The organism is Corynebacterium sp. LK2537, from assembly GCF_040946485.1.
GTDB lineage: Bacteria > Actinomycetota > Actinomycetes > Mycobacteriales > Mycobacteriaceae > Corynebacterium.
Map to the genome: position 1 here is coordinate 41,846 of NZ_JAYWLQ010000003.1, position 18,726 is coordinate 60,571.

An 18,726-nucleotide genomic window follows, 5' to 3' on the forward strand; every position below is an offset into this window, starting at 1 on the left:
TTAGATTTGCCCCATGCCGTATTCTGCCGATTCGTTCCGGACGTGCGCGACCGATTTGATCTATTTTTCCTCCGCGTCCGAGAACACCCACCGCTTCGTAGCCCAGCTCAACCGGCCCGCCGCACGCATCCCCCTGCGCCTTAAACGCGAACCCATGCTGCTGGCCACGCGGCCTTTCGTTTTGGTCGTCCCCACCTACGGCGGCGGCAACCGCGCGCAAGCGATCCCGCGCCAGGTGCGCGCGTTCCTCAACGTGCCCGCCAACCGCGCCCTCTTGCGCGGCGTCATCACGAGCGGAAACACCAACTTCGGCGAGGATTTCTGCGTCGCCGGAAAACTGATTGCTGACAAGACCGGGGTCCCGGAGCTGTACCACTTCGAGCTTTTAGGCACCCCCTTCGACGTCGAACGCGTCAACGCGGGACTGGCCTATTTCTGGGCCCACTGAGCGGCGGCAATACGCAACGCTTTTACCCACCCCACCCACCAAGCCTTAAAGGAGAGCAAGAATTGTCCATTATCTCGCAGTCCGTCACCCCGCCCGAGCTCAAGCGGACGCCCTCAGCCCGCGTGCGGCCCATCAACTGGAACCGCACCCAGGATCCGAAGGACCTAGAGGTCTGGAACCGGCTGACTTCCAATTTCTGGCTGCCCGAGAAGGTCCCGCTGTCCAATGACTCGAACGACTGGCACGGGCTAACAGCCACGGAACGCACCCAGACCATCCGCGTTTTCACCGGGCTGACCCTGCTGGACACGCTCCAAGCCACGGTGGGCGAGGTCTCCCAGATCCCCGACGCCCAAACCGAGCACGAGGAGGCGGTCTACACCAACATCGCTTTCATGCAATCCGTGCACGCGCGCAGCTATTCTTCGATCTTTTCAACCCTGACCACCACGGAGGAAATCGACGCCGCCTACCAGTGGGCGGTGGACAACGACCTGCTTCAGCGGCGCGTGAAAATGGTAGCCCGCCACTACTTCGGCGCGGACAAGCTGAAGCGCAAGGCCGCGGCCACCTTGCTTTCCTCGCTGCTGCTCTACGCGGGGTTCTATCTCCCGCTCCACTTCGCCGCGCGCGGCACCCTAACCAATACCGCGGATCTCATCCGCCTCATCTTGCGGGACAAAGCGGTGCACGGCTACTACTCCGGCTACAAGTTTCAGCGGGGCCTGGAAAAGGCCCCGCACCGCGCCGCGGAGCTCGACAACTTCGTGCACGATCTGCTCGACAAGCTCTACGAACTCGAGCTGCAGTATTCGGCAGAGCTCTACGAGCCCTTGGGGCTAATGGACGGCGTGGCCACGTTCGTGCGCTACAACGCCAATAAGGCGCTCATGAACCTGGGATACCCGGCGCGCTTTGACTATTCGTCCACGGCCGTGGACTCGGCGGTACTGACCGCGCTGGCCCCCAGCGCGGACGAGAACCACGACTTCTTTTCCGGATCGGGTTCCTCCTACGTCATCGGCCGCGCCGAGGCCACCAACGACGCAGACTGGAGCTTCTAACGCTGGTGCCCGACCAGCCGGCCGCCCGTGCCTGCTAGCGGTTACGGCCGGGCACCTCGATGCGCCCTTCCTGGGCGGCCAGCGCGATGTCGCGGCGGTAGAAGCCGCCGTCCATGGTGATGCCTTCGAGCACCGCGTAGGCGGCCTCGCGGGCGGCGGCGAGGGTCGAGCCCTTGCCCAGGGCGTTGAGCACGCGCCCGCCGTCGGATACCACCTTGCCCTCGGCCACGGTGGTGCCCGCGTGCAGGATGCGCTCCGGATCCTCCAGGGCGTCGCCGGTTATTTCGTCGCCCTTGCGCGGGGAGGCCGGGTAGCCCTCGGCGGCCAGCACCACGGTCACGGCGAAGGCGGGCTCCCATTCCAACGGGCTGAGCTCCGCCAGCTTGCCGGTGGCCACCGCGTTGAGAGCTTCTGCCAGCGGGGAGGTCAGCAGGCTCAGCACAGCCTGGGTCTCCGGATCGCCGAAGCGGCAGTTGAACTCGATCACCGCCGGGCCCTCCGGGCCCCACGCCAGGCCGGCGTAGAGAAGACCCGAATAGGGGGTGCCGCGGGCGACCAGCTCGCGGGCGACGGGCGCGCAGACCTCGTCGACGATGGTGTTGACGCCGTCCTGCGGCAGCCACGGCAGCGGCGTGTAGGCGCCCATGCCGCCGGTGTTGGGGCCTTCGTCGTTGTCGTAGGCGCGCTTGTGATCCTGGGCGGGCAGCAGCGGCACGACGGTTTCGCCATCAACTAGGCAGAATAGGGAGACCTCCGGGCCGGGCAGGAAGGACTCGATGAGCACCGAGTTGCCGCCGTTGTGCACAGCCTTGATGTGCTCCTCGGCCTGCTCGCGGTCCTCGGTAACCACCACGCCCTTGCCGCCGGCCAGGCCGTCGTCCTTGACCACGTAGACCGGGCCGAATTCGTCGAGGACCCGGGAGATCTCGTCTTCCGCGGCGTCCGGGCCGATGGTCTCCGCGTGCGCGGTGCGCACGCCGGCCGCGTCCATCACGTCCTTGGCGAAAGCCTTGGAGCCCTCGATCTGGGCGGCCTCCTGGTTGGGGCCGAAGACCGCGATGCCGGCGTCCCGCAGGGCATCGGCGACGCCGGCCACCAGGGGAACCTCCGGGCCGATGACCACCAGGTCCGCGGCGATGTCCTGGGCCAGGCCCGTCATCTGGGCCGGGTCGTCTACCTGGGTATAATCCGCGTGCACGGTGGCGATCCGGTCCATGCACGGGCTGCCCGGCGCCACGTGCAATTCAGTGGTCGCCGGATCAGCGGCTAGTCCTTTCAAGAGGGCATGTTCGCGGCCGCCCGAGCCAATCACGAGAATACGCATGCCGTCTATCTTAACTTGCCGGTAGCCTGGGGCCATGGCTTCTGTATTTACCAAGATCATCAACGGAGAACTCCCCGGCCGCTTTGTCTACCGGGACGAGCAGTGCGTGGCGTTTTTGTCCATCGAGCCGCTGCGCTACGGGCACACCCTGGTCGTGCCGGTGCAAGAGGTCGACAAGTGGACTGACCTCGATCCGGAGACCTGGGGCCACCTGAACCAGGTCGCCCTGCGCATCGGCCAGGCCATCAAGAACGCCTTCGGCACCCCGCGCGCCGGCTACATCATCGCCGGCTTCGACGTCCCCCACACCCACATCCACCTCTTCCCCACCGAGAAGATGTCGGAATACGATTTCTCCAAGACCTACGCCGCCGAGGACACCGACCCGGCCGCCATGGACGAAGCCGCAGCCCGCATCCGGCAGCACTTGGGCACCGACGCGGAGGGCCGCCCGGCCTAATCCGCCGAAGCCGCTGGGTCGTCGGCCTCCGGATAGGCCGGCAGGCGCACGGTAAACACCGACCCCTCCCCCGGGGTCGAATCCACCGTGATGCTGCCGCCGTGCTGTTCCACCAGGGATTTCACGATGGCCAGCCCCAAGCCCGAGCCGCCCGTGTCACGCGTGCGCGAACTATCCTCGCGGTAGAAGCGCTCGAAGATGTGGGCGGCTACTTCTCTGTCCATGCCCTTGCCGTCGTCGATGACGTCGAGCAGCACGTCGGTCGCGTCCCGGCGCAGCTGCAGCGTCACCGCCGCGTCATCGCCGCCGTGGCGGATGCCGTTGGAAATCAGGTTGAGCAACACCTGGTGCAGGCGGTCCGGGTCGCCGTCGACCACGGGCACGGAATTCGACTTGTTGACCACCTGGATGTCCCGGCCGGGGAAGGCCGCCCGGGCCGAGGAGCCGACCGACAAGGCCAGCTCCAGCATGTCCACCGGCTTCTTGTCCAGCCGGTTGCCCTCGGCGCGGGTGAGCGAGAGCAGGTCCTCGACCAGCAGCGACATGCGGGTCGACTCGGAGTCGATCTTGGAGAGGACCAAGTCCACGTCCTGGGTAGCCCCGGAGCGGTAGAGCTCCGTGTAGCCGCGCAGGCTGGTCAGCGGGGTACGCAACTCGTGGGAGGCGTCGCCGACAAACCGGCGCATCTGGCCCTCTTTCATCTGGGCCTCCTCCACGGAGCGCTGCAGGTGCCCCAGCATGACGTTGAGCGCGGCCGCCAGCTGGCCGACCTCGGTGTGCAGCGGCCACTCGGGCACGCGCTTGTTCAGATCCCCGGCGGCGATCTCCGAGGCGGTCTTTTCCACCACCCGCAGCGGGCGCAGCGCCCACCGGATGGACCAATACCCGGCCAGCGCGATGAGGGCGATGACCAGGGACAGGATCAGCACCTGGACCACCGCCAGGCCCTGCAGGATGCTGGCCTCACTACCCAGGGACTTGGCCACGACCGTGACCACCCCGTCGGTCTCGAAGGCCTGCGCGCGCCACTTGACCTCGGTGACCGCAGAGTCGGTCGTGGACTCCACCGTCTCCGGGGAGCCGCCGATGTAGAGGCCGTCGACCCGCGGCATGGAGTCGAAGACGTTGAAGTATTCGATGGAGCCGTTGGGGTAAATCTTGATGACGCAGAAGTCCGTCGGCGGGCGCTGCGAGCGGTCGCCCAGGTTGAACAGCTCGGGGCTTTGCGCCCAGCCCTTGGCCGCGGAGGCGATGTCCTCATCCACGCGGTTGTACAACACGTCCCGCATGATCGAGGAGACGGCCACGGAGCTGCCGACCAGGCCCAGGCCGGAGACCACGACCAGCAGGACCACCAGCCAGGTGCGCAGGGGCATGGCGGTGGTCTTGAAGCGGCCCTTGAACACCCGCTTCACCTTGCCCCACGCGGAGGTAGGTGCTGCGGCCTGCCGGGCGCTAGTTTCGGTATCGGTCATGCTGGGGACGGGGCAATCTCTCTGGAAGGTCAGGGACGGGTTTTAGCTGCGCGGGGTACGCAGCACGTAGCCCACGCCGCGGACGGTGTGGATGAGCCGGGTGTCGCCGGTATCAATCTTGCGGCGCAGGTAGGAGATATAGGACTCGACCACGTTGCCGTCGCCGCCGAAGTCGTAGTGCCAGACGTTGTCCAGGATCTTGGCCTTGGACAGGACGACCTCCTTGTTCTGCATGAGGTAGCGCAGGAGGTTGAACTCGGTGGGCGAAAGATCGATGATCTTGCCCGCCTTGGTGACCTCGTGGGTGTCGTCGTTGAGAGTCAGGTCGGCGTAGGACATGGTCGCGTTGTTGGACTCGTCCTCCACGCTGGCCCCGCGGCGCAGAATGACGCGCAGGCGGGTGATGACCTCTTCCAGGCTAAAGGGCTTGGTCACGTAGTCGTCCGCGCCAATAGTCAGGCCGTGGATGCGCTGCTCGACGCTGTCCTTGGCGGTCAGGTAGAGCGCCGGGCCGTCGAGGCCCTCGGAGCGCAGCTTGCCCAGAAGCTCGAAGCCGTCCATGCCCGGCATCATGACGTCCAGGATGTAGGCGTCCGGGTTAATCTCGCGGGCAATCCGCAGCGCCTCGGTGCCGGAATTGGCCGTGCGCACGTCGAAGCCCTGGAATTTCAGGGACACGGTCAGCAGCTCGACAATATTGGGCTCGTCGTCTACGACGAGGATTTTAACGTTTTCGGTGCTCTTGTCGTCCATTGTTGTGACCATCGCTTTCTACTATTGGGACCTCTCAGCCCGCCGGTACCGTGGACCTACTCGAGGCGAAGTCCGCGCCCGGTGCGGGGCTGCTAGGAGAGAATCTGGTTCTCTCAGCTACTACACAGCAGTCTGCCACTTCAATTATCAAAGGTACTGACCGGTTACTGCAAGGACCCTGTGAGTTAGAAAAAGCGGGCCCAGCCATGCCGGGCCCGCAGTTTTCACCGAAAACGCGTGGTACTAGACCTCGAAAGCGCTAGACCACGGAGGCCGGGATGTTGCGCAGGTTGGACTTAGCCATGCCCAGCATCTTGCCCACGCCGCCGCCAAAGACGGTGCGGGTGGCGGCCTTGGAGAAGCCCAGCAGCTGCTCGAAGGTCAGCGTCGGCGGCAGGGACAGCGCGTTCGGGTCCGTGATCATGTCGATCAGCACCGGGCCGTCGAAGGCCATGGCTTCCTTGATCTGCTTGCGGGCCTTCTTCGGGTCCTCGATGCGGATGCATTTGATGCCGGCGGCTTCCGCGATCTTGGCGTAGTTGACCGGCGCGTGGTCGGTCTGGAACTCCGGCAGGCCCTGGACCAGCATCTCCAGCTTGACCATACCCAGCGAGGAGTTGTTGAACACGAACATCTTGACCGGCAGGTTGTGCAGCTTCACGGTCAGCAGCTCGCCCATCAGCATGGACAGGCCGCCGTCGCCGGAGAAGGTGATGACCTGCTTGTCCGGGTTGGCAGCCTGGGCTCCGATGGCCTGCGGCAGGGCGTTAGCCATGGTGCCGTGGCGGAAGGAGCCGATCTGCTGGCGCTTGCCGTTGGCGGTGATGTAGCGCGCACCCCAGACGTTGCACATGCCGGTGTCCACGGTGAAGATGGCGTCGTCGTCGGCCTCGTCGTCGATGATGTCCGCCAGGTACTCCGGGTGCAGCGGGGTCTGCTTGTCCACGTCCTTGGTGTAGGCCTCCACCACGTGGTTGAGCTTGCGGTAGTGCTCCTTGAGCATCTTGTCTAGGAAGGAGCGGTCGGTCTTTTCCTCGACGCTCGGCAGGATGTTGGCCAGCGTGGCGGCGACGTCACCGACCACCGGGTAGGAGATCTTAGTGCGACGGCCGATGTGGGCGCCGTTGATGTCGACCTGGGCCACATTGTGCTTGGGCAGGAAGTCGTTGTACGGGAAGTCCGTGCCCAGCAAGATGAGCAGGTCGGCGTCGTTGGTGGCGTCGTGCGCGGCGCCGTAGCCCAGCAGGCCGTTCATGCCGACGTCGAAGGGGTTGTCGTACTGGATGTACATCTTGCCGCCCAGGGCGTGGCCGATCGGGGCCTTGACCTTCTGGGCCAGCTCGAGAACCTCCTTGCGGGCGTCCTTGACGCCGGCGCCCACGAACAGAGCCACGCTCTTGGCCTCGTTAATGGCCTGGGCCAGGGCAGCGGCCTCGCGCGGGTCCGGGTAGACGACCGGACGGCCGGTGGAAATCACCGAGTCGGCGAAGGTGTCATCGTCGGCCTCCTGGGTGGTGACGTCGCCCGGGATAACCAGGACGGACACGCCGTTGCCGGCCATGGTGGACTGGATGGCGTGGTGGAGGACCACCGCGCCCTGCTCGGCGGAGTTAACCATCTCGCAGTAGCCGGAGCACTCCTGGAAGATGGCCTCGGGGTGGGTCTCCTGGAAGAAGGTGGAGCCGATCTGGCGGGACGGGATGTGGCTGGCAAGCGCCAGCACCTTGGCGCCGTTGCGGTTGGCGTCGTACAGGCCCTGGATGAGGTGGGTATTGCCGGGGCCGCAGGAGGCCGCGCACACGGCCAGCTCGCCGGTGGTCAGGGAGTCGGCCTCAGCGGCGAACGCTGCGGCTTCCTCGTTACGGACGTGCACCCACTCGATGTCCGACTGGCGCACGGCGTCGACGATCGGGTTCAGCGAGTCGCCTACCAGACCGTAGATACGGCGGATGCCCTGCTTTTCTAGCGTCGCTACCAACTGTTCAGCGTATGAACGAGCCATGATTCAACTCCTTTGGCTATTAATTAATCTCCTTCGCCATTGTGCTCTCAAACTGGCCAAATATCCATGTTCAGGGGTTATAAGGCTCGCCTTCTCACAAGCGGCGCGCCTCTATGATTTCCGCCACTCCCCACCCTCCGGGTTGCAAACAGTACCGAACGGTCGTTACAGTAATCGACATGCAAACGACGACGACTCTGCGCCCCGAGGAGACCATGTCTAAGGGCGCCCGCTGGTCCTTCTTCGCCGTTATCTCCTCCGGTCTTTTGATGGTGGGACTCGACAACTCGATTCTCTACACCGCGCTGCCCGCGCTCAACGAGCAGCTCCACACCGACTCCACCCAGCAGCTGTGGATCATCAACGCCTACGCGCTGGTGCTCGCCGGCCTGCTGTTGGGCACCGGCACGCTGGGCGACAAGATCGGCCACCGCCGCATGTTCGTGTACGGCCTGTGGATCTTCGGCGCCGCCTCCCTGGCGGCCGCCTTCGCCCCGTCGGCCTGGGCGCTGGTTGCCGCCCGCGCGGTCCTGGGCCTCGGCGCCGCCATCATGATGCCGGCCACCCTGGCGCTTATCCGCTTGACCTTCCACGACGAGGTGGAGCGCAACACCGCCATCGGCATCTGGGCCTCCGTCGCCGTCGTCGGCGCCGCCGCCGGCCCGACCGTGGGCGGGCTCCTGCTCGAGCACTTCTGGTGGGGCTCGGTCTTCCTCATCAACGTTCCCATCGTGCTCATCGCGCTGGTGGCTACCCGGCTGCTGGCGCCGCCGAATATCGCCAACCCGGACAAGCACTGGGACCTCATCTCTTCGCTGCTGGCCCTAGTCACCCTGTCCAGCCTGGTCATGGCCATCAAGTCCGCGGCCAGCACCGAACCGAACTGGGGCATGGTAGCCGGCACGCTCATCGTCTGCGCCATCGGCGGGTCCTTCTTCGCCCGCCGCCAGCGCCAGCTGACCGAGCCGCTGCTGACCTTCGACGTCTTCCGTTCGCCGGTCTTTACCGGCGGCGTCCTGGCCGCCGGCGGGGCCATGTTCGCCATGGCCGGCGTGGAGATGACCACCACGCAGAAGCTCCAGCTGGTCGATGGCTTCAGCCCACTCCAGGCAGGCCTGGTCGTCTCCGCGATGGCCATTGCCGCCGTGCCGACCTCGACGCTGGGCGGGGCTACTTTGCACCGCGTGGGCTTCCTGCCGCTTATCTCCGGCGGATTCGTCCTTATGGCCGCCGGGGTCGGGGCCGCCTTCTGGGCCGGCCGCCACGACGCCCTCTGGCTCTTCGTCGTCGCCATGGTCTTCGCCGGCATGGGCGCGGGCCTGGCCATGTCCGTGGCCTCGACCGCCATCATCGGCGCCGCCCCGCCGCACCGCTCCGGTATGGCCGCCAGCGTGGAGGAAGTCTCCTACGAGTTCGGCACCTTGCTCTCCATCGCAATCACTGGTTCCCTGGTCCCGCTGTTTATGGCCCAGGGCCTGCCCGCAAACATCGCCGCCCTCGGTATGGAGGCCCTCTACCAAGACTCCACCCACGCGGCGGCCGCCGTGGCCTACAATGACGGATACATGTACACGCTTTGTATCCTGGCCGCAGTCACCGTGGGCTTCGCCGCAGCCACCGCCTACTGCTTCCGCCACAACCCCAAGTCCGGTGGTTCCGTTGGCTCGCACTAGCAAGAAGGATCAGATCCTGGCCAGTGCCATTAAGATCATCGGCCAAGACGGCATCCACGCCGTGACCTACGACCGCTTGGCGGAGAGCACCGGGCTGTCCAAGTCCGGGCTCATCTACCACTTCCCCTCCCGGCACGCCCTGCTGCGCGACATCCACACCTATGGCGCCGCGCGCTGGGAACCCGAGCTGGAGGACTACGCCGGCGGGCGCACAGCCGATGAGCTCACCCCGGCCCAGCGCCTGCGCGCCCTGCTGAGCTCCCTGGCGAAAAACGATCCCCTCGCCGAGCTGCTGATGAATATCCACGCCCAGACCGACCCGGAGTACTCCGCCCCCTGGGAATCCGTCAGCCTGCGCTGGGGCCCCGACCCAGCCGCCGCAATCGCTAACGATGCCGACCTGACCGAACTCATCGCCCTCATCATGGGCGAGGGCCTCTGGATCCACGACCACATCACCGAGACCAAGCTCAGCGCCGACAACCGCGCCAAGCTCATCGAGTTCATGCTTAGCCAGCTGCCAGAGGAAAACTAAGTTCGGGAGTCGCGGCCAATTTTTGGACATTTTCTGGACACTCGGGCGCTCGGTATCCAGCTTCTGCTTCCGGAAAACGTCTTTGAGATGGCGTTTTTGGAGCTGGAGACGAGACTTGAACTCGCAACCTACGCATTACAAGTGCGTTGCGCTACCAATTGCGCCACTCCAGCCTTCGGCACGGGTGGGTTGCACTCCGTGACGACGTGTAAATGCTACCTTACGGGCTTTCGGGGGACGAAAAGAGCGGCGGCGATGGGGCTTAAGGGGTACCTAAAAGGCGCGGGTGAGGGCGGGTTATGCGTGAGCACTTTTAAGGCACTAGGCTTCCGGGTAGATTCCTTATTTCACCCGTTTTCACTCCAGCTCGCTAAAGGATAGCGCGTGTCAGTTTTTTCCAAGTTGCGCGGCATTTTTCCGGGCAACAGCAGCAATATCGCCACTATCGATGCGGCGAAGGCCGCGCCGCCGCCCTCCCCGCTGGCGCCCATTGATCTAACCGACCCGGCCCAGGTCACCGGCGTCATGGAGATCGCCGCCCGAATTGGCGATCTGCTGATCTGCTCGGGCACGTCGAACTCCGACACCCGCGCGCAGGTCTACCTGGCGGCGGCCTCCTACGGCCTGCACTACTGCCACGTGGGGATCGTGCTCAACACGATTACCATCCACACCAATATCGGCACCGGCTCCGACCGCCGGCCGGTGACCGTCTTCCGGGTCGCCAGCGGGCTGGACGTGAACTTCTCCCGGCTGGCGGCGGTGGACCGGCTCATCCGGTCCATCCACTCGGGCGCCACCCCGCCGGCGATGGCGGAGAAGATGCTCGACGACATCGAGGCCATGAAGCCGCCGCGCAGCGTGCGTTCCTCCCTGCTGGGCTGGGGCGTGATGGGCGGGACGTTCTCCGTCATGCTGGGCGGCGACATCTTCGTCGGCGTCGTCTCCTTCTTCGTAGCCCTGCTCATCATGTCCGTCAACGCGTGGCTGGGCAGGTTCCGATTACCGCCCTTCTACCAAAACATGGTCGGCGGATTCATCGCCGTCGTGCCCGCGGCGTTCTTCTACCGCGTGGCGTCGAATATTGGCCTGACCTTCTCCCCCAGCCAGGTCATCGGTATGGGCATCGTCGTCTTGGTGGCCGGCCTGACGCTGGTGCAGTGCCTGGTCGACGGCATCACCAAGGCCCCGGTGACGTCCTCCGCGCGCTTCTTTGAGGCCTTGCTGTCTACCGGCGCCATCATCGCCGGCGTCGGCGTGGGCATCCAGTTCGTCGACTACATCGGTTTTACCCTGCCGCCGCTGGCGACCATCGCCCCGCCGGTCTACCACGAGATCCCGCTGCTCATCCTGTGCGGCGGCGTAGGCTCGGCCGGGTTTGCCTGGGCCTGCTACGCCTCCTGGTCGGAGACCATCATCTCCGGGCTGACCGCCGCGGCCGGCATGTTCTTCTACTACTTCGTCATCATCCCCTTCGGGGTCTCCACGGTCATTGCCAGTGGCATCTCCGCCGTGGCCGTGGGCCTGGCCGGCGGCCTGATGGCCCGCCGCTTCCTAATCCCGCCGCTGGTGACCATGATCTGCGGCTACACGCCCATGCTGCCCGGCCTAACGCTCTACCGCGGCATGTACGCCGCGCTGAACGAGCAGATGATCACCGGCATGACCAACCTGGTCACCGCCCTGGCTATTGCCGGAGCGCTGGCCGCCGGTGTGGTCTTCGGTGAGCGTGGTGCGCGGCGCCTGCGTCGCCCGAAGTACTTCCGCCCCTATTCCGCCTTCAAGCGCCTGGGCCGGTACTCCTTCCACCAGGCCACGCGCCTGGCCAACAGCCGCCCGCGCATCCCGCGCGTGCCGCTGTCGCCGTTCGCTCCCCGCCAGGAGCGCCCGGTTCCCCCACCGGTGCACGGCCCGAAGCCGCCGACGGCCGCGCAGCAGGCGCGCCAGCGCCAGGACGAGACCGCCACCCAGCAGTGGCAGGCCCAGGTGGATGCCGGCGAGCTCGACGATCACTGGCCGCAGCGCACAGAGTGGCCGGCCCAGCCGCAGCCGCTGCGCGAGGAAACCATCTACACCACCCCGGGCACCGAGGAGTTCTACGCCGCCCACGCGGATCCCGACCAGCGCTGAGCCGGGCCGGTAGCGTACAATATACGGTCTGAAGCTACTAGCTTATTTAGCGCCGTCGCACCGTAGGAGGAATACGTGCCACCCAAGGTCACTGACACCCAGCCCAACGTTGAGCAGATGAACGCCGTGGAGGAAGAGACCGCCGCAGCCGCCCGCCGCGTGGTCGCCACCTATGCCGAGGATTTCCTGGACGGCGTGACCCTGATGTCCATGCTGGGGGTCGAACCGGACGGCCTGGTTCACAAGAAGGTGCTGGCCGAATACGGCGAGCCCGAGCCGAAGAAGTCGACCAAGAAGTCCACCAAGAAGGCCGGGAAGAAGTCGACCAAGAAGGCTTCCAAGAAGTCCACCAAGAAGGCCAGCAAGAAATCGACCAAGAAGTCCACCAAGAAGTCCACCAAGAAGGCTTCCAAAAAGTCCACCAAGAAGTCGACGAAGAAGTCTTAAGGACCCGCCATGGCCGGTACCAACAAGTTCGTGGTCGTGGCCAACCGTTTGCCGGTTGACCTTGTCAGCCACCCGGACGGCTCCCAGGAGTGGAAGGCCTCCCCGGGTGGCCTGGTCGCTGCCCTGTCCCCGGTCCTGCGGGAGCAGGAAGGCTGCTGGGTGGGTTGGCCCGGCGTGGCCGACGCCGCCCCGGAGCCGTTCACCACAGACGACGGCATCCACCTGCACCCGGTGCGGCTGTCCCAGCGGGACTACGAGGAGTTCTACGAGGGCTTTTCCAACGCAACCCTGTGGCCGCTCTACCACGATCTCATCGTGACCCCCGCCTACCACCGCGAGTGGTGGGCCACCTACCGCGACGTCAACCTGCGTTTCGCTAACGAGGTGGCCAGCGTCGCCGCCGAGGGCGCGACCGTGTGGGTGCAGGACTACCAGCTGCAGCTGCTGCCCGGCATCCTGGAGCAGCTGCGCCCGGATCTGACCATCGGCTTCTTTTTGCACATCCCCTTCCCGCCCGCGGATCTCTTCCGCCAGCTGCCCTGGCGCGAGGAGCTCATCCGGGGGTTGCTCGGCGCCGACGTCGTGGGTTTCCACCTGGAGTCCAACGTGCACAACTTCCTGGGCCTGGCCCAGGCCCAGGGCCTGCGGGTGAGCGGAAAGGTGGCCACCCGGCGCGCCAGCGCGCAGGTCGAAGCACCCGACGGCCGGTTCACCCGGGTCGGGGCCTTCCCCATCTCCATCGACATGGGGGACTTCCCGCCGGCGACCGAGGCGGACGTCGCCGAGGTCGCGCGCCTGCGCGCGGAGTTGGGCAACCCGGAAACCGTCATCCTGGGCGTGGACCGCCTGGACTACACCAAGGGCATCCTCCAGCGCCTGAGCGCTTTCGAGGAGCTACTGGAAACCGGCGCGCTGGACGCGGAGAAGGTCGTCCTGGTACAAATCGCCACGCCTTCGCGCGAGCGCATCGAGCATTACCAGCAGACCCGTTCCGCGGTGGAGGAAGCCGTCGGGCGCATCAACGGGCGCTTCGGGGGCATCGGCAAGCCGGTGGTCCATTACAGCCACCGTTCGGTGCCGAAGCCGGTGCTGCGGCAGTACTACCGCCTGGCCGATGTCATGCTGGTCACGCCGTTTAAGGACGGCATGAACCTGGTGGCCAAGGAATACGTCGCCTGCCACGGGGACGGCTCCGGTGCCCTGGTGCTGTCCGAGTTCGCCGGCGCGGCCGACGAGCTGGAGCAGGCCCACCTGTGCAACCCGTTTGATATCGAATCGGTCAAGTCCGCCCTCCGCCAGGCGGTGGTCGGGCTGCGCGAGAACCCAGAGACCATGGAGGCCAACATGAAAGCCCTGCACGCCCAGGTACGCGACCACGACGTCCAAGTGTGGGCGCAGGCTTTCCTGCAGGCCCTCGGGGAGGCCAAGTCCGAATGAAGCCTATGACCCAGGCCGGGACCTGCCTGGCCGCCGCCGCGCTGGTGCTGGCCGGTTGCGGGGACTCCGAGCCGCCGGCGCCGACCGCCCCCGGCGACGAGCGCATAGTCGGCAAGGACTGGCAGGTCACCGGCATCTACACGGATCCGGAGGCCCTGTCGACCATCTCCGAGGCGGTGACCAACGTGCCGTCCATCAGCTTCGGCGAGTCCACGGCGGTGGGCACCACCGGCTGCGCCCGGTTTGTGGCCAAGGTCTCCTACGTCGAGGGAGAGGACGCCGCCAACGTGCGCGACGCTGATTACCTGCGCTTCGACGAGGTCAGCTACGACGAGCGCAGCGAGGACTGCACGGGCGAGGCCGCCTGGGCACACAACAGCCTGTCCCGGCTCATTGCCACGGACCGCGAGTTCGACATCTCCATCAACCCGAACAACCAGCTGGTGCTCACCCTGCGCGACGGCAAGGTCGACAGCCCGGCGGTGGAATTCGTCTCGCTCTAGCCGGCGAGCCGCGCGGTAGATTGGGGGCATGGATTATGCCTTTGCTCTCGACCGCCTCGCCACCACCGATCAGCTGCTGGTAGTCAGCGACTTCGACGGCACCCTGGCCGGTTTTGCCGCCGATATCTACGCAGTCACACCCCACCCGGATTCGCTGGCCGCCCTGGAGCGGCTGGCCCGGCTGCCGCGCACCACCGTGGCAGCGCTGTCCGGCCGCCATCTGGCCGGGCTCAAGCAGGTCTTCCCTTTCAAAGCCCCCGTGCTACTGGGCGGTTCCCACGGCGCGGAGACCGAGGGGATGGACAACCCGGCCCTGGCGGACGCGGCTGCCAAAATCGCGGTCATCGACGAGCGGCTGGAGGCGGTGTCCGCCCAGTACCCGGGCACCTATATCGAATACAAGCCCGTCCACCGCGTCTTCCACGCCCTCGAGCTCTCCCAGCGCGACCCGGACGCGGCAGCGCGCGCCCTGGGCACCGCCCTGCGGCTGGAGGCGCCGGGACTGCACGTGACCGAGGGTAAGAACGTGGTCGAGTTTTCCGCCTCCACCGCCACGAAGGGCTCCTGGATCGCTGAGACCCGCCGCCAGCTGGGCGCTACCGGCGTGGTCTTTCTGGGCGATGACGCCACGGACGAGACCGGTTTCCGCGCCCTCGACCCGGCTACGGACGTGGGCGTGAAGGTCGGCGAGGGGGACACGGCCGCGCAGCTGCGGGTGGCGGATATCGACGCGGTGGCGGCCTTCCTAACCGAGCTGGCCGACCGTCGTGCCGGGGCTGTAGGTCGTTCCTAGGATTTTGCGCGGGCGGGCCACCGGCTCCCCCGCGATGAGCCGGGCCAGCAGGTGCCCGGCCGCCGCGCCCTTGGCCTTGTTCGGCTGCTGGACCGTGGCCACCCCGCGCAGGCGGGCGACCTCGATGCCGTCGAATCCGGTCACGGAGAGATCCCCAGGCACGCTCCAGCCGCGCTCGGCGGCGTAGTCCAAAACGCCAAGAGCCATGGAGTCCGTCGTGCACAGCACGGCGGTCAGCCCCGGGTTGCCCTCCAGCAGTCTCGCCGCGGCCTCCCGGGCGGTGGCCGGCGTGTTGAGGTGACGGGTCACCACGGGCACCCCCGCGGGATCCACGCCGGCGCCGGCGAAGACCTCGAGCGCGCCCTGCACGCGGGAGCGCTGCACGTGCATCTCGGCCGCCTCCAGGTCCGCCGGGCTCACGGGCCCGTCGAGGCGCGCGCGGCGCAGGCGGATGGACAGGATGCCGATCCGGCGGTGGCCGGCATCGATAAGCGCCTGGGCCGCTGGGGCGATGGCGGCGCGGTCGTCGATGCCGACGAACGGCAGGCCGGTGTCCACCGGCTGGTCACAGACCACGACGGGCAGCCCGCGGGCCCGCGCGGCGGCCAGGTAAGGATCCCCCGCGGCCACCGAGTAGATGACGAAGCCGTCGACGCTCGCGCGGCCGAGCAGCTCGGCGGCGCTGGCCTCGCGTCCGGTGGTGTCCGGCCCGGCGGGGATAAGAGTCAGCGAGAAGTCCGTCCCGGTAGTCGCCTCGGAGAGTCCGGCCAGAAAGTCCACGGAGGCCATATCTTCGAAGGCGTAGGACAGGTGCTCGGTCAGCACCACTCCCCAGGACCCGGCGTGGCGGGTGCGCAGGCTGCGCGCCGTCGGATCGGGGCCGGGGTAGCCGCGGGCGGCCGCGGCGGCCAGGATGCGCTGCCGGGTGGCCGGGGCCAGCTGGTCCGGCCGGTTGTAGGCATTCGAGACCGTGGTACGGGAAACGCCCAGCTCAGCGGCTAGTGATGCCAGCGTCTTGCGCTGCGGGCTGCGTTTGACCATGCCTCCTACCCTACCGCGACGCATCCCCCTGCCCGCCGCCAGTCGATAACCGATGTTTTCATCTCATTTCCATTTGACAACGTTTTTCAACAAGTGCAGACTGGGGAACATGCATGTTGCCAAGAACAAACTCGTCCCCGTCGCCCTTCTCGCCGCCGGCGCGCTGACTTTAAGCGCCTGCTCCGGCCCGGGCGCGGACGGCAACGACGCTGACACCTTGAAGGTGGTCGCCTCCACCTCCATCTGGGCGGACGTGGCCCAGGCGGTGGCGGACAGCTCGCCGGAACTGGACGTCGAGGTCCAGGCCCTAGTCGAGGGCAACGACGTCGACCCTCACCACTTCGAACCCACCGCCGCGGACCTGGCGCGGGCCAACGAGGCCGACGTGGTCATCGCCAACGGCGGCGGCTACGACGCCTGGATGTACCAGGCCTTGTCCAACCAGGACGACATCATCTCCGCGCTGCCGCTGACCGACCACGGCGCCCTCGACGAGGAGCCGGACGTCATGACGGCCGCCGAGGCCAAGGAACACCCGGGCGAGGTGACCAACATCGAGGGCAACGAGCACATCTGGTACGACGCCGCCGCCATCGAGAAGGTCGCCAAGGAAACCGCCGACCGCCTCAACGAGCTCTCCGAGACCAAGGACGCCTCCGCGGACACGGTGGTCCAGGAGGCCGAAGCCATCCAGGACAAGCTGGCAAGTATCGGTTCATTCCGCTACGCGCAGACCGAGCCGATCGCCGACTACCTGATGAAGTACACCCCGGCGACCGACGCCACGCCGGACGGGTACCGCAAGGCCACCGTCGCCGAGGGCGAGCCCACCGCCGCGGACCTGGCGCGCTTTTTGGGCGAGGTCAACGAGGACAAGGTCGACGTGCTCATTTATAATCCTCAGACGGAAACGGATCTCACCACCCGCATCAAGGACGCCGCCGAGGACAAGGACCTGCCCATCGTCGAAATCGGTGAGACCCCGCCGAAGGACACGAACTTCTTGGAGTACTACGAACAGGTGGTGGATGATCTCGCCGCGGCGAGCAAATAAATGGCGCTAGTTAGCTTCACCGACGCCGCGGTTGACCCGCTGTGGTCCGGGCTCAGCCTGGACATCCAGCCCGGCGATTTCATCGCCCTGCTGGGCCCGAACGGCGTGGGCAAATCCACGATGTTGGGAACCATCCTGGGCACCCGCCAGCTCACCGGCGGGCGCGTCGATGTCAACGCGCGCGTGGGGTTTATCCCGCAGCAGCGCATGTTCCCGGCCGAGCTGCCCATGCGCGCGCGGGACTTGGTCTCCCTGGCGCTCGCACACGGGGTGGTCCGCAACCGGCGGGCCGACCGGGCCCGAGTGGACGAGCTGCTCGCCGCGGTGGGCGCCACCGGCATCGCCAACCGCCGGGTCGGCCGCCTGTCCGGTGGCCAGCAGCAACTGGTGCGCCAGGCCCAGGCCCTGGCCCAGGACCCGCAGCTCATCCTAGCGGACGAGCCGCTGCTCTCCCTCGATCCCGCCCGGCAGCAGGCCACGGTGGCCCACCTGCAGCGCCTCAGGAAAGAGCGCGATACCTCCATCGTCTTCGTCACCCACAGCATCAACCCGGTGCTCGACGTGGTCGACCACGTGCTCTACCTCGCCCCGCAGGGCCACGTCTTCGGCACCGTGGACGAGGTGATGCGCTCCGAGGTGCTCTCCGAGCTTTACGGGGCGGAGGTCAAGGTTGTTGAGATCGACGGAAGGATGCTGGTGATCTAGATGGATTTCTCCCGCTTTGTCGAGGACACCCAGTACCTGCTCAGCGTCGATTTCGTCCAGAATTCCCTGGTGGCCTGCGCCCTGCTGGGCGTGCTGTCGGGCGTGATGACCTCGCTCATCGTGCTGCGCCAGATGTCCTTTTCCGTGCACGCGACCTCCGAGCTCGCCCTGATGGGCGCGGCCGCCGCCCTGCTCTTCGGGCTGAACATCGGCTTCGGCGCGGTGGCCGGCGCCATCGTCGCGGCCATCGTGCTGGCCACGCTCGGGTTCAAGGGGCAGCAGGACAGCGCCATCGGCGTGGTGATGAGCTTCGGGCTGGGCCTATCGGTGCTCTTCATCCACCTCTACCCCGGCAACGCCACCACCGCGATGACGCTGCTGACCGGGCAGATCGTCGGCGTGTCCCAGGCCTCGGTCTGGTGGCTGGCCGGCACCACCGCCCTGGTCGTCGGCGCGGTGGCCCTGTTCTGGCGCCCCCTCCTCTTTGCCTCCGCGGACCCGGCCATGGCCGCGGCCGCCGGCGTGCCCGTGCGCAGCCTTTCCGTCCTCTTCGCCATCCTGGTGGGCCTGGCAGCCTCCCAGTCGGTCCAGATCGTCGGCTCCCTGCTGGTCATGGCCCTTTTGATCACGCCCGGCGCGGCGGCGGTCCAGATAACCTCCTCGCCCGTGCGCGCGGTGCTCTGGGCCACCGTCTTCGCCGAGATCTCCGCCGTCGGCGGCCTGGTGCTCTCGCTGGCGCCGGGCCTGCCGGTCTCCGTGTTCGTGACCACCATTTCTTTTGTCATTTACCTGGCCTGCCGGGCCATCGGCTGGCGCCGCGGGCGCCACGCCCAGCGCGACGAGACCGCCGTCCAGCAGCACTGTTCGGCGCAGGACTAGGGA

Annotated in this window: 18 protein-coding genes and 1 tRNA gene; 13 read left to right on the forward strand and 6 right to left on the reverse strand. The window is 66.7% G+C overall.

The genetic code is table 11. The features are described 5' to 3' along the window. Positions 1-13 precede the first annotated feature (13 nt). Positions 14-448 (forward strand): class Ib ribonucleoside-diphosphate reductase assembly flavoprotein NrdI, encoded by a 435-nt coding sequence (nrdI, locus tag VVS03_RS05055; RefSeq protein WP_368534239.1) that lies wholly within the window; start codon positions 14-16, stop codon positions 446-448. A 62-nt stretch (positions 449-510) separates the two neighbouring features. Next, positions 511-1,512, forward strand: a complete 1,002-nt coding sequence (nrdF, locus tag VVS03_RS05060; protein ID WP_368534238.1) for a class 1b ribonucleoside-diphosphate reductase subunit beta — start codon at positions 511-513, stop codon at positions 1,510-1,512. A gap of 34 nt (positions 1,513-1,546) precedes the next feature. On the opposite strand, the gene purD is transcribed toward nrdF, so the two are convergent. Beyond that, on the reverse strand, positions 1,547-2,836 hold the full coding sequence (purD, locus tag VVS03_RS05065; RefSeq protein WP_368534237.1) for a phosphoribosylamine--glycine ligase: 1,290 nt from the start codon (positions 2,834-2,836) through the stop codon (positions 1,547-1,549). 34 nt (positions 2,837-2,870) lie between these two features. On the opposite strand from purD, the gene VVS03_RS05070 reads away from it, so the two are divergent. Beyond that, positions 2,871-3,296, forward strand: coding sequence for an HIT family protein (locus tag VVS03_RS05070; protein WP_368534236.1), 426 nt, complete (start codon positions 2,871-2,873; stop codon positions 3,294-3,296). On the opposite strand, the gene VVS03_RS05075 is transcribed toward VVS03_RS05070, so the two are convergent. From VVS03_RS05075 to VVS03_RS05085, 3 genes are all read right to left on the reverse strand, one after another. Next, entirely contained in the window at positions 3,293-4,771 is a 1,479-nt protein-coding gene (locus VVS03_RS05075; protein ID WP_368534235.1) for a sensor histidine kinase, read from the reverse strand. The genes VVS03_RS05070 and VVS03_RS05075 overlap by 4 nt on opposite strands. Before the next feature lie 42 nt (positions 4,772-4,813). Beyond that, positions 4,814-5,524 (reverse strand): response regulator transcription factor, encoded by a 711-nt coding sequence (locus VVS03_RS05080; protein WP_368534234.1) that lies wholly within the window; start codon positions 5,522-5,524, stop codon positions 4,814-4,816. A 259-nt stretch (positions 5,525-5,783) separates the two neighbouring features. Further along, positions 5,784-7,526: a pyruvate dehydrogenase gene (locus VVS03_RS05085; RefSeq protein WP_368534233.1), complete on the reverse strand. Its 1,743-nt coding sequence runs from the start codon at positions 7,524-7,526 to the stop codon at positions 5,784-5,786. A gap of 179 nt (positions 7,527-7,705) precedes the next feature. On the opposite strand from VVS03_RS05085, the gene VVS03_RS05090 reads away from it, so the two are divergent. Then, positions 7,706-9,199, forward strand: coding sequence for an MFS transporter (locus tag VVS03_RS05090; protein ID WP_368534232.1), 1,494 nt, complete (start codon positions 7,706-7,708; stop codon positions 9,197-9,199). Then, positions 9,186-9,734 carry a TetR/AcrR family transcriptional regulator gene (locus VVS03_RS05095; RefSeq protein ID WP_368534631.1) on the forward strand — a complete coding sequence of 183 codons (549 nt, stop codon included), beginning with the start codon at positions 9,186-9,188 and terminating at the stop codon, positions 9,732-9,734. The genes VVS03_RS05090 and VVS03_RS05095 overlap by 14 nt, the downstream gene beginning before the upstream one ends. A 97-nt stretch (positions 9,735-9,831) precedes the next feature. Here VVS03_RS05095 and VVS03_RS05100 read toward each other — a convergent pair. Then, positions 9,832-9,907, reverse strand: a tRNA-Thr gene (locus VVS03_RS05100). 211 nt (positions 9,908-10,118) lie between these two features. Between VVS03_RS05100 and thrE the strand changes: the two genes are divergently transcribed. The 5 genes from thrE to otsB all read left to right on the forward strand — a co-directional run bounded on the left by thrE (position 10,119) and on the right by otsB (position 15,044). Then, entirely contained in the window at positions 10,119-11,864 is a 1,746-nt protein-coding gene (thrE, locus tag VVS03_RS05105; protein ID WP_368534230.1) for a threonine/serine exporter ThrE, read from the forward strand. 75 nt (positions 11,865-11,939) lie between these two features. Next, positions 11,940-12,311: a hypothetical protein gene (locus tag VVS03_RS05110; protein WP_368534229.1), complete on the forward strand. Its 372-nt coding sequence runs from the start codon at positions 11,940-11,942 to the stop codon at positions 12,309-12,311. 9 nt (positions 12,312-12,320) lie between these two features. Continuing rightward, entirely contained in the window at positions 12,321-13,748 is a 1,428-nt protein-coding gene (locus tag VVS03_RS05115) for a trehalose-6-phosphate synthase (protein WP_368534228.1), read from the forward strand. Beyond that, positions 13,745-14,251 (forward strand): hypothetical protein, encoded by a 507-nt coding sequence (locus VVS03_RS05120; protein ID WP_368534227.1) that lies wholly within the window; start codon positions 13,745-13,747, stop codon positions 14,249-14,251. Before VVS03_RS05115 ends, VVS03_RS05120 begins: the two co-directional genes overlap by 4 nt. Positions 14,252-14,279: 28 nt before the next feature. Beyond that, positions 14,280-15,044 carry a trehalose-phosphatase gene (gene otsB, locus VVS03_RS05125; protein WP_368534226.1) on the forward strand — a complete coding sequence of 255 codons (765 nt, stop codon included), beginning with the start codon at positions 14,280-14,282 and terminating at the stop codon, positions 15,042-15,044. Here the strand turns inward: otsB and VVS03_RS05130 are convergent. Beyond that, complete coding sequence (locus VVS03_RS05130) at positions 14,997-16,085, reverse strand: LacI family DNA-binding transcriptional regulator (RefSeq protein WP_368534225.1); 1,089 nt, start codon at positions 16,083-16,085, stop codon at positions 14,997-14,999. The genes otsB and VVS03_RS05130 overlap by 48 nt on opposite strands. Positions 16,086-16,194: 109 nt before the next feature. On the opposite strand from VVS03_RS05130, the gene VVS03_RS05135 reads away from it, so the two are divergent. The 3 genes from VVS03_RS05135 to VVS03_RS05145 are packed head-to-tail and all read left to right on the forward strand — an operon-like array spanning position 16,195 to position 18,723. Beyond that, positions 16,195-17,139 carry a metal ABC transporter solute-binding protein, Zn/Mn family gene (locus tag VVS03_RS05135; protein WP_368534224.1) on the forward strand — a complete coding sequence of 315 codons (945 nt, stop codon included), beginning with the start codon at positions 16,195-16,197 and terminating at the stop codon, positions 17,137-17,139. Next, complete coding sequence (locus VVS03_RS05140) at positions 17,140-17,844, forward strand: metal ABC transporter ATP-binding protein (protein WP_368534223.1); 705 nt, start codon at positions 17,140-17,142, stop codon at positions 17,842-17,844. Continuing rightward, on the forward strand, positions 17,845-18,723 hold the full coding sequence (locus tag VVS03_RS05145) for a metal ABC transporter permease (RefSeq protein ID WP_368534222.1): 879 nt from the start codon (positions 17,845-17,847) through the stop codon (positions 18,721-18,723). The last annotated feature ends 3 nt before the right edge of the window (positions 18,724-18,726 follow it).

Excerpts from the sequence above, each read along its gene's own strand:
- otsB (WP_368534226.1), top strand. The coding sequence starts at position 14,280 with ATGGATTATGCCTTTGCTCTCGACCGCCTCGCCACCACCGATCAGCTG.
- VVS03_RS05145 (WP_368534222.1), top strand. The coding sequence starts at position 17,845 with ATGGATTTCTCCCGCTTTGTCGAGGACACCCAGTACCTGCTCAGCGTC.
- VVS03_RS05090 (WP_368534232.1), top strand. The coding sequence starts at position 7,706 with ATGCAAACGACGACGACTCTGCGCCCCGAGGAGACCATGTCTAAGGGC.
- VVS03_RS05080 (WP_368534234.1), bottom strand. The coding sequence starts at position 5,524 with ATGGACGACAAGAGCACCGAAAACGTTAAAATCCTCGTCGTAGACGAC.
- VVS03_RS05120 (WP_368534227.1), top strand. The coding sequence starts at position 13,745 with ATGAAGCCTATGACCCAGGCCGGGACCTGCCTGGCCGCCGCCGCGCTG.
- VVS03_RS05085 (WP_368534233.1), bottom strand. The coding sequence starts at position 7,526 with ATGGCTCGTTCATACGCTGAACAGTTGGTAGCGACGCTAGAAAAGCAG.
- VVS03_RS05070 (WP_368534236.1), top strand. The coding sequence starts at position 2,871 with ATGGCTTCTGTATTTACCAAGATCATCAACGGAGAACTCCCCGGCCGC.
- nrdI (WP_368534239.1), top strand. The coding sequence starts at position 14 with ATGCCGTATTCTGCCGATTCGTTCCGGACGTGCGCGACCGATTTGATC.
- VVS03_RS05115 (WP_368534228.1), top strand. The coding sequence starts at position 12,321 with ATGGCCGGTACCAACAAGTTCGTGGTCGTGGCCAACCGTTTGCCGGTT.
- purD (WP_368534237.1), bottom strand. The coding sequence starts at position 2,836 with ATGCGTATTCTCGTGATTGGCTCGGGCGGCCGCGAACATGCCCTCTTG.
- VVS03_RS05140 (WP_368534223.1), top strand. The coding sequence starts at position 17,140 with ATGGCGCTAGTTAGCTTCACCGACGCCGCGGTTGACCCGCTGTGGTCC.
- VVS03_RS05130 (WP_368534225.1), bottom strand. The coding sequence starts at position 16,085 with ATGGTCAAACGCAGCCCGCAGCGCAAGACGCTGGCATCACTAGCCGCT.
- VVS03_RS05075 (WP_368534235.1), bottom strand. The coding sequence starts at position 4,771 with ATGACCGATACCGAAACTAGCGCCCGGCAGGCCGCAGCACCTACCTCC.
- VVS03_RS05135 (WP_368534224.1), top strand. The coding sequence starts at position 16,195 with ATGCATGTTGCCAAGAACAAACTCGTCCCCGTCGCCCTTCTCGCCGCC.